This is a genomic window from Sphingomonas sp. UV9 (genome assembly GCF_004101245.1).
In the GTDB taxonomy this organism is placed as follows: Bacteria; Pseudomonadota; Alphaproteobacteria; order Sphingomonadales; family Sphingomonadaceae; genus Sphingomonas.
Genome location: NZ_SCIN01000010.1, coordinates 1 through 7,935 on the forward strand (window position 1 = coordinate 1; position 7,935 = coordinate 7,935).

The 7,935-nt window shown below is 61.7% G+C and carries 11 protein-coding genes; 1 reads left to right on the plus strand and 10 read right to left on the minus strand.

What is annotated here, in order from left to right:
- Positions 1 to 9: 9 nt before the first annotated feature.
- From EQZ23_RS19500 to EQZ23_RS19530, 7 genes are all read right to left on the minus strand, one after another.
- Complete coding sequence (locus tag EQZ23_RS19500; protein WP_128456127.1) at positions 10 to 303, minus strand: HU family DNA-binding protein; 294 nt, start codon at positions 301 to 303, stop codon at positions 10 to 12.
- Between the two features lie 121 nt (positions 304 to 424).
- Complete coding sequence (locus EQZ23_RS19505) at positions 425 to 859, minus strand: DNA-binding protein (protein ID WP_128456128.1); 435 nt, start codon at positions 857 to 859, stop codon at positions 425 to 427.
- Between the two features lie 77 nt (positions 860 to 936).
- Complete coding sequence (locus EQZ23_RS19510) at positions 937 to 2,040, minus strand: replication initiation protein (protein ID WP_234422478.1); 1,104 nt, start codon at positions 2,038 to 2,040, stop codon at positions 937 to 939.
- Positions 2,041 to 2,387: 347 nt separating this feature from the next.
- Positions 2,388 to 3,554, minus strand: coding sequence for an HAD family hydrolase (locus EQZ23_RS19515; RefSeq protein WP_128456129.1), 1,167 nt, complete (start codon positions 3,552 to 3,554; stop codon positions 2,388 to 2,390).
- Positions 3,547 to 3,747 (minus strand): antitoxin VbhA family protein, encoded by a 201-nt coding sequence (locus EQZ23_RS19520; protein WP_321170161.1) that lies wholly within the window; start codon positions 3,745 to 3,747, stop codon positions 3,547 to 3,549. The genes EQZ23_RS19515 and EQZ23_RS19520 overlap by 8 nt, the downstream gene beginning before the upstream one ends.
- Positions 3,744 to 4,634, minus strand: a complete 891-nt coding sequence (locus EQZ23_RS19525; RefSeq protein WP_128456131.1) for a hypothetical protein — start codon at positions 4,632 to 4,634, stop codon at positions 3,744 to 3,746. The genes EQZ23_RS19520 and EQZ23_RS19525 overlap by 4 nt, the downstream gene beginning before the upstream one ends.
- Positions 4,634 to 4,903, minus strand: coding sequence for a mobilization protein (locus EQZ23_RS19530; RefSeq protein WP_128456132.1), 270 nt, complete (start codon positions 4,901 to 4,903; stop codon positions 4,634 to 4,636). The genes EQZ23_RS19525 and EQZ23_RS19530 overlap by 1 nt, the downstream gene beginning before the upstream one ends.
- Positions 4,904 to 5,127: 224 nt before the next feature.
- On the opposite strand from EQZ23_RS19530, the gene mobQ reads away from it, so the two are divergent.
- Entirely contained in the window at positions 5,128 to 6,192 is a 1,065-nt protein-coding gene (mobQ, locus tag EQZ23_RS19535) for a MobQ family relaxase (RefSeq protein WP_128456133.1), read from the plus strand.
- Positions 6,193 to 6,194: 2 nt separating this feature from the next.
- Here mobQ and EQZ23_RS19540 read toward each other — a convergent pair whose 3' ends face one another.
- From EQZ23_RS19540 to panB, 3 genes are all read right to left on the minus strand, one after another.
- Positions 6,195 to 6,479, minus strand: a complete 285-nt coding sequence (locus tag EQZ23_RS19540; RefSeq protein ID WP_128456134.1) for a BrnA antitoxin family protein — start codon at positions 6,477 to 6,479, stop codon at positions 6,195 to 6,197.
- Positions 6,460 to 6,747 carry a BrnT family toxin gene (locus EQZ23_RS19545; RefSeq protein ID WP_128456135.1) on the minus strand — a complete coding sequence of 96 codons (288 nt, stop codon included), beginning with the start codon at positions 6,745 to 6,747 and terminating at the stop codon, positions 6,460 to 6,462. The genes EQZ23_RS19540 and EQZ23_RS19545 overlap by 20 nt, the downstream gene beginning before the upstream one ends.
- 235 nt (positions 6,748 to 6,982) lie before the next feature.
- On the minus strand, positions 6,983 to 7,822 hold the full coding sequence (gene panB, locus EQZ23_RS19550) for a 3-methyl-2-oxobutanoate hydroxymethyltransferase (RefSeq protein WP_128456136.1): 840 nt from the start codon (positions 7,820 to 7,822) through the stop codon (positions 6,983 to 6,985).
- Between the last annotated feature and the right edge of the window lie 113 nt (positions 7,823 to 7,935).

Below are 7,935 nucleotides of genomic sequence, written 5' to 3' on the forward strand. Positions count from 1 at the left end.
GGACACGTCCTATTTGGAGGGTACCTCAGCATTAATTTGGGCACATATCGCCTTACCGGCACGAAATCGTACCGCTGCGAACTCGTCCCTTAGAAAAGTTTCTCCCGTCCGAGGGTTTCGAACGGTTCGCTGAGCATGCTGGCTTAGAAAGAAGCGTCCAAAACCGCGTAGTTCAACGGCACCCCCATCTCGGAGGTGATCGACAATGGCGTCAAATAGCTTCTCTACCAACGTCCGGCATACTGGACTTGGTAGGTCTGGGTTCAGCAAGGCTATGCGTTGAATAAGATCACTTTTACGCATTTGGCCTCCGCTGCCCACTGATAGGCAACGTATCGTCCCTAGCAGGGATCGTCACGCCCTAGCTCGCACCATGCATCAGAACCGGCGCTGCAAAAGGGACCCCTTTTGCGACAGCAACGGATCAATCGTCGGGACGACCGAACAGGCGACCAAAAAAACCTCGTTTGGACTCGGTGGGTCCTGGTCCAGCCAGCAAGCCGATCACCCGAGCCTGTGCCTCACGGCGCTCGTCTTCGGATTTATCGAGCCGCTGCCGTAAGTCAGCGACTACCCCATCACGATCACGAAGCTGTTCACGCAACAGTTCAACTTCACGCAGCAACCCCCCTGTTTCCATTAGGGTTTCCCTGTTTCCCAAGGGGGTGTCGATTGAACCGGTTTCGACCGTTTCCGGCTGCTTAGGGGGAAACACCCTAAACAGTTCGGACGTATCGATCAGGTAGCCATTATCGGTTTTTTCCGCATAGCTAAGGCGCCCAGATTTGAGAGCTTTCGATACAGTTCCCTTGCTGACACCGACCAGCTCCGCACCCTTCGTCATCGAAACCGTTGCCATAGGTTATTCCCGTGTTTCCAACCGGGAACCATAACCGGTTGCCGTAGGGTATCTTGCAACCCGGTCAGAGACAAGGATCAGGGTTTCGCCCACTTCTCCGCGCAACCCTTTACCCATGTGGTCCAATCGTCGCGAAGATTATCACCCCGGAGTTGTCGTCGCCTGTCAGATCGGACTCGGACGTATTGATCCGCTAGCCGCTGGATCGCGTGGCCTCCACCGTTGGCTAGGCCGATCGCATAGAGGTCTGGCGTTCGATATTCCGACACCTGATCGTCTGCAGGCCACCGCAGTATGTCGGAAACCGAAAGGCTGGCGGCTGCGGCGGCGATGATCGCTGCAGGATCAATAATAGCCTCTTCGGTGCCTTCGCGCCGTGCACGCCGGCCGGCGCGGTGACGTTCGTTTTCCTCTTCGGCCGCTACAGCGGCGATTGGGGCTTTCCGGCGGAAGGTGATCGCTATTTCCGTGACCTTGCGGCCCCTTCGCTTTGCGACCTCCCATGCCACCGAGAATTGGGGGACGAGCTGATTTATCTCGGCCGTCGCCGCATCGAGGACGAAGCGACGCAGGTCGGCAAAAGAGCTATAGGTGCCTTCCGGGACGCCGAGCTTGGACCGTAGTGTGGCAACGCCCCCCCGCCAGATCGGCACGTCGCGGCGATACATCAAAGCCCCAAGTTGGTAGAGTTCGAGAGCATATTTGCTATCGAACGCCAGCACCGTTGCCCGGTGCAGCAGGGCATAGGCTTCGCTGTCTTTCAGCAGATCGCGGGCGCGGCGGGTGAACCGGTAGATCAGCCACCCCTGTTCTCCCCCCTCAAATGTCTCTTCGATCATTTGGAACGTGCGACGGCCTTGGTCGCCCTCGACCTGATCGGGCATCGCGAAAAAGATACCCATCAGCTCGTCAATCGTATCGGTAAGGCGATCATTGGAATTATGGGAGCCGCGCAACATGCGCTTGGCGATCCGATGTTCTTGGTCACGCCAAGCGTCCCCAGCGGCTTGATGCATCATCAAGGCGAGGACCTTGCGAGCCGACAGGCTAAGCGAAACACCGCGCGCGTAGCGGACTTCGACCAGTTCGCGCGGTTGCACGATCGTGTCGGAACCACGCTCCTTCTCGATCCGCGCAACTTCCATCGTGCGCCCAGGCTTATCGTCGGCTGCCCCGCTCATAGCAGCACAATCGTTCGATGAAGCAGCACGGTCAAGTATCATGAGATGAGGGCGGCTAGCTCCTCATTTCACGCACCCCATTCCTCATGATACCCCACCCCATTCCTCATGATACCCCACCCCATTCCTCATGATACCCCACCCCATTCCTCATGATAGGCTGGAATCGCCCTGTTAAATCAAAGGGATGCGACCCCCCTGAATCATAGAATCTAGAATCATGAATCACCGCGCGCGAACGAAGAGAACTTGATGGAATTGGCCTACGGCCAATACGCTGATGATGCGTGCCGGCTATGCCGTCACAGAGCGGCCTATCGGCCGCAGGCTTGGCGGAAAAAGGGGGGTCAGATCCTGTGTCGTGCTTCGACACCGGCCATCGCATCCCGGATGAGGGCGGCGCGACTGGTTTCGGGCTGATCGCGGGTCTCGTAATGGTCCTTCAACGCTTGGGTCGCTGCCGCTCTTTCCGCTCCGTAGGCATTGGCGAACGCATGGCGTAGCCGTCCCGCCTCGACCGCCCAGCGTTGGCCGTGGAGATCGGCGAGGTTCGCATCGATGCTTTCACGAACCAGCTCGGCTTCGGTCTTCTGTGCGGCTGTCCGCCGATCGGGACAGACGTCGTCCAGTCCGCGAACGGTGATAAAGCGGCGAGTATGGGAGGCGCGGCCCTCGCGATCGAGCCAGCGAGCGCGTGATCCAGCCTCGACGGCGCCGACGATATCGTCACGCCAGGTATCGCCCACCATCAGCAGCTCGCCGGCCTCACAGTCGAGTTTGGCCGTCAGTCCGGCGTAGAACGCCCTGTCAGGCTTGATCGCGCCTGCATCGAAGGAGAAGTGCCAAACATCGACCAGATCGCCCAGAAGGGCCCTTAACGGGGCCGCATAGGGCTGCGCGAGATTGGAGGCGACGGCGACCTTCACGCCCTGGTCGCGAACCCGGCGCAGCGCATCCAGCGTGTCGGGGTAGAGCGCGATCGTCGCCAACTCTTCGTCCAGTGCCGCCAACTCGGCCTCTGGGGGCGGCAATCCGATCGCCTGGGCGTAGTCGGCGAGACCGACCGGATACGTCATGGGCGATGGAAAAATACGGGCACGAGACCGAGCCTGCCGGATCAACCGTTCGAACGGATGCCGCTTGCGACCGATATGAACGAGAGTGCCGAACGCATCGAAGGCGACCGCCCGCGTAACCGGTTGCACGTCGAAACGCCGATCGGCGACGGTCAGCAGGCGGGCGTACAGATCATCGCTGACCGTGCCGGCGCGGACCATTGCATCGGCGATCACCGCTGCTTCCGGATCGGACGGCTCACGAAAGGCCATGCAGGCTTCCAGCTCGCGGACGCTCGACCAGCGGTCGTCAAACGGGAACATAGTCTGCCGCCAGCCATCGCGTTCGGCTTCCGGAACATAATCCCGGCGCTGGATGCGGGCGGCCAGCGCATCCTCCACGGTCTTGTAGGCCGCTTCCTCGGCCGGGTTGCGGAAATGGGGGAGGGTATCAGCCATGACGCACCGTCCCGGATGCCAGAATGGCGGCGGTCAGCTCGTCGCTATCGATCTTGCCATCGATGTAGCGCGCATTGAGCCGTTCGACCTCTTCGGACAGAATGCCGCCCTCATAGCGGACACTACCCTGCGCAAAGCTGACTTCGCGTTCACGGCGCGTCCGTTCGGCCCCGCTGATGGGTGGGCGGGTCATGGTAGGAGCCATCCGGTGTAGGGTTTGCCATCAGGGTTCGCACCGAAGCACCAATAGGCTCCGTCGCGCTTTTCGCGTTTCCATCCGCGATCCTTGGGGCAGCCGGCAATGGCGGGGATGGTCTGTTCGCTGGCCTGGTCGAGCTGGTGGGCGAGCTTGCCGTTGGCGGTGTTGGCCCAGCTCGCCGCAGCCGTTTCATCACGGGCGCGGGCATAGGCCGACGCCTCACCGGTCTGGGTGCCGTCATAGCGACCATAGCCGTAGGCGGCGGGGATGAGCAGGGCGATGCCGACGATCGCGCCGTTACGCCATCCATCCTGCCGGCGTCGACGCAGTTCGTCGGCGCGGCGCTCGGCGCGATCGGCCGCGTCCTGTTTAGCGGACAGGTCGCGCCCCTGGGCATCGACCTCGAGCCGGCGCATCCATTCGCGAGCGGTGCCGTCGAGTGCTTCCCTCGCCCCCTGACGTGCCCCGGCCTCGGCATGGCGGGCAAGCTCGTCGGGATGGATGAGGCGATCAGCGATGAGCTTGTCGCGGGCTTCCTGTTCCTCGGCACGCTTGGCAGCATCAGCCGCGGCCTCGGCGACACTGGCGCGGCTGTCGGCAGCCATGTCGCGGATCATGCCGAAGTTGGCGAGGATCCGCTGCATGCCGGTTTCGAGCGCGGATATCAGTTTGAAGAATTGAGCAAAGTCGGCGGTGCTGCGGGTGCGCTCGACAGCAGAAGGGGGAGGGGGCGGTGCCGGATTAGCGGGAGGGCTGGTTGGTACGTCCCAATCGGACATGTCGAACTTGCCGGTAGAGGGCGGGTCCATCCGACTTCCGCCGCGATCCCGTTCCCTTCCGCGTTCCGGCATCCGATCCGGTTCGTCGCGATCACGATCCATCAGCGGTCCTCCTTGGGCAGCGACCATCCTTCGAACGGTTTCTTATCCTGATCCCGACTGATGCGATGGGTAAGCTCGGAGACGATGCCGGCGAACCGCTGATCTTTGGTAGCGGCATCGATGAGCAGGCCGCCAAGGATGATCTTGCGGCGGGTATCGAGGCGGCGACCTTCGGTAGCGATGCGGGCGTTCAATGCATCGAGACGGGCCTTGGCCTGAGCAAGACGCTTCTTCGCCAGTTCAACAGATTCAGGAGTGGGAGCAGCCATACGTTCTCCGTGTCAAAGCACGATCACGGACCGAGCATAGCGCAAACTAATAATCGAAGCCACCCGAGACGACAAAAGGAGACAAGGGCGCACTTTAGCATTACTGCGTAATGCGTGCGGCAGGGACACCCTGCACCCATGTCGCAAGCGACAGCGGGGCCTCGGCCCCACACCCCGACCAGCGTCATGCCGCTGGACTACGTTTGAGAAGGCGCACGCGGACGATGGCGATCTACCATCTTGCGGTAAAATCGGTGTCGCGCTCGACCGGGCGCAGCGCGGTCGCGGCTGCGGCGTACCGGTCGGGCGACTGCCTTGAGAACGAACGCGACGGGCTGATGCACGACTACACGCGGCGGGGCGGTGTCGAGGACACGTTCATCGTTACGCCGGAAGGCGCGGAGTGGGCGCAGGACCGCTCCGCGCTGTGGAACGCAGCGGAGGCAGCAGAGAAGCGTAAGGATGCCAAGGTGGCGCGGGAGTATGAGCTGGCGCTACCAGCCGAGCTGGACGCCGGTCAGCGCCGCGACCTGGTTCGCGCTTTTGCAGAGGATATCCGCGACCGCTACGGGGTGGCGGTCGATGCGGCGATCCACGCCCCCCATGATTACGGCGACGATCGGAACCACCACGCGCACGTTATGACGACGACGCGGGTGGTGGACGCGGACGGGCTGAGAGCGAAGACGCGCCAGCTCGACGTGCGCTCGTCGGCGTCGATCGAGGTGGAGGAGATTCGGGCGAGCTGGGCGGCGCAGGTCAACGACGCGCTGGAACTGGCGCAGGTAGCCGAGCGGGTCGATCATCGCAGCTATGCGCGTCAGGGCGTCGAGATGGAGCCGACCGTGAAGATGGGGCATGCCTCGGCCGCGATCGAGCGGCGGGCAGAGCGCGAGCAGATCGCGGCCGGCGAGGAGCCGCACGCCGTCACGCCACGCGGGCAGATAAACGAGGCGATCCAAGAAGCGCGGGGGTTGGGGTACTACATCCAGCGCGGCCGGGAGCGGATTCATGAATGGAGCGACCAGCTACGCGAGCGGGCCGAGCTGGCAGCGCAGAGCATGTCGAGCTTCGTCCAGGGTGCAGCGCGCGCGATGCGGTCGGGGCTACACGTCAGTAACGGTGACGGGTTCGACGCACTGCCGGCGCTCGATCAGTCACCCCGTCGTGAGCAGACGCCAGCAATCGAGCTGGACCAGCCGGGGCAGGCCGATCGCGATCGGCAGCGACAGCAGGATCGGGAACGACAGCATGGGCGCGACGGACCGGATATCGGCTTCGGGCGGTAGCGTCAGGCCCGCGCTTCGCTCTCGGCAACGTAGCGGCGCAGCACGCGGTTGATTTCCGTCTGGTAGCCGCGATCGTGGGCGTGTTCCTTGAACCAGCTCACGATATCAGCATCGAGCCGGAGCGTGACGGGCTTCTTGATAGGGCGATACAGACCTGGCCGGCGGGCATGCTGCCACGCCTCGGCCGATGCTTCGGGGATATCGGTGGTATCGATCTGATCGTCCGGCAAAGCTGCGAGCCGATCGAGCTGATCCTGCAACTCGGGACTAAGCGCTTTCTTGCTCATAGCGTTTCCTTTCGTGTGCCGTTGCCTTTCGGGCGCTGATGATCCGGACCCGGTCTTCGTCGTCCGGTTGGGGATGGCTGTGAACGACCACCAGGACGACGACGGCACCGATCATGCCGATAGCGTGCCAACGCTGCTCGCTGCCTTCCATGCGATCAGGAAGGACCACGTAGAGCGGATCGCTCCAAACCTCACGCGCCAGCTCGAAAGAGACCCCGTGCTTCGCGAGATTCGATGCGGCTTTCCCATCGTCCCACTCGAAAACCACGGCTACTCCTGTATTTACATAAATGTATGTACACTATGAGGCGGTTTACGACAAGTGAGCTGCCGAAGAGTTTTCCCGCTTTCCCATGTGCATCAGGGTATTTCGAGAAAATCGAATCGGAACAGATTCTGGGAAAACGACTCTGTCAGGACGGCGGCGAGGCTAGCCGTCCTGCCCGGCTGTCTTGCTGGACCTTCCCAATCGGGAATGCCCTATCAGCCGCTACGCTCCGTTTTCAGGCTTTGTAGAGATGCTGCGCTTCGGGGAACTGCCTGCCTCGCACCGAAGCAGCATAAGCTTCCGCTGCCGTGTCGATCCGGTCTGCAAGATTGTCGAAGCGTTTGACGAACTTGGCGTTGCGTTCGAACATGCCGAGCATGTCGTCCACGACTAGAACCTGACCGTCACATCTGGCTGACGCACCGATCCCGATTGTGGGACAACCTATCGCTTCGGTGATCGAGTCCGCCAGCGGCTCCACAACGGCTTCGATGACCACCGAAAATGCGCCGGCCGCCTCAACTGCGATGGCGTCGTCCATAATGCCGGAATACTCGGCGTTGCCCTTACCCCGTGCAGCATACCCACCGAGTACGTTAACGGCTTGAGGCGTGAGACCGATATGTGCCATCACCGGAATGCCGCGCTTGGTAAGATAGGCGATCGTTGACGCCATCGTCTCGCCGCCTTCTAACTTAATCGCACCGGCTCCTGTTTCCTGCATCACGCGAGCAGCAGAGCGGAATGCCTGTTCGGGGCTCTCCTCGTAGCTGCCAAACGGCATATCGACCACGACCAGAGCACGCTGTGAACCTCGTACCACCGCTGCACCGTGCGCGATCATCATGTCGAGCGTCACGGGTATTGTAGTCGGTAGACCGTAGATTATCTGGGCCAGACTATCTCCTACCAGCAAAACATCACAATGGCGGTCAAGCAGCTCGGCCATGCGAGCGGTGTAGGCTGTCAGCATCACAATAGGCTCACCACGCTTCCGATCACGGATGGCGGGCGCGGTCAGCCGACGAGGTATGGCGGCCCTGGCGGCGACGGAAAGTGAAGAGGTCGTGGACATGCCAGGCAACGTGAACGGTACATACACTCCATGCAAGCGATCTGGCCTGCCTCTATCTTCACCTGCTCATTCTCGTTTCACCATCCTTTGCGAGACACCGGACGCCCCGTTCG

Excerpts from the sequence above, each read along its gene's own strand:
- EQZ23_RS19500 (WP_128456127.1), bottom strand. The coding sequence starts at position 303 with ATGCGTAAAAGTGATCTTATTCAACGCATAGCCTTGCTGAACCCAGAC.
- EQZ23_RS19505 (WP_128456128.1), bottom strand. The coding sequence starts at position 859 with ATGGCAACGGTTTCGATGACGAAGGGTGCGGAGCTGGTCGGTGTCAGC.
- EQZ23_RS19510 (WP_234422478.1), bottom strand. The coding sequence starts at position 2,040 with ATGAGCGGGGCAGCCGACGATAAGCCTGGGCGCACGATGGAAGTTGCG.
- EQZ23_RS19515 (WP_128456129.1), bottom strand. The coding sequence starts at position 3,554 with ATGGCTGATACCCTCCCCCATTTCCGCAACCCGGCCGAGGAAGCGGCC.
- EQZ23_RS19520 (WP_321170161.1), bottom strand. The coding sequence starts at position 3,747 with ATGACCCGCCCACCCATCAGCGGGGCCGAACGGACGCGCCGTGAACGC.
- EQZ23_RS19525 (WP_128456131.1), bottom strand. The coding sequence starts at position 4,634 with ATGGATCGTGATCGCGACGAACCGGATCGGATGCCGGAACGCGGAAGG.
- EQZ23_RS19530 (WP_128456132.1), bottom strand. The coding sequence starts at position 4,903 with ATGGCTGCTCCCACTCCTGAATCTGTTGAACTGGCGAAGAAGCGTCTT.
- mobQ (WP_128456133.1), top strand. The coding sequence starts at position 5,128 with ATGGCGATCTACCATCTTGCGGTAAAATCGGTGTCGCGCTCGACCGGG.
- EQZ23_RS19540 (WP_128456134.1), bottom strand. The coding sequence starts at position 6,479 with ATGAGCAAGAAAGCGCTTAGTCCCGAGTTGCAGGATCAGCTCGATCGG.
- panB (WP_128456136.1), bottom strand. The coding sequence starts at position 7,822 with ATGTCCACGACCTCTTCACTTTCCGTCGCCGCCAGGGCCGCCATACCT.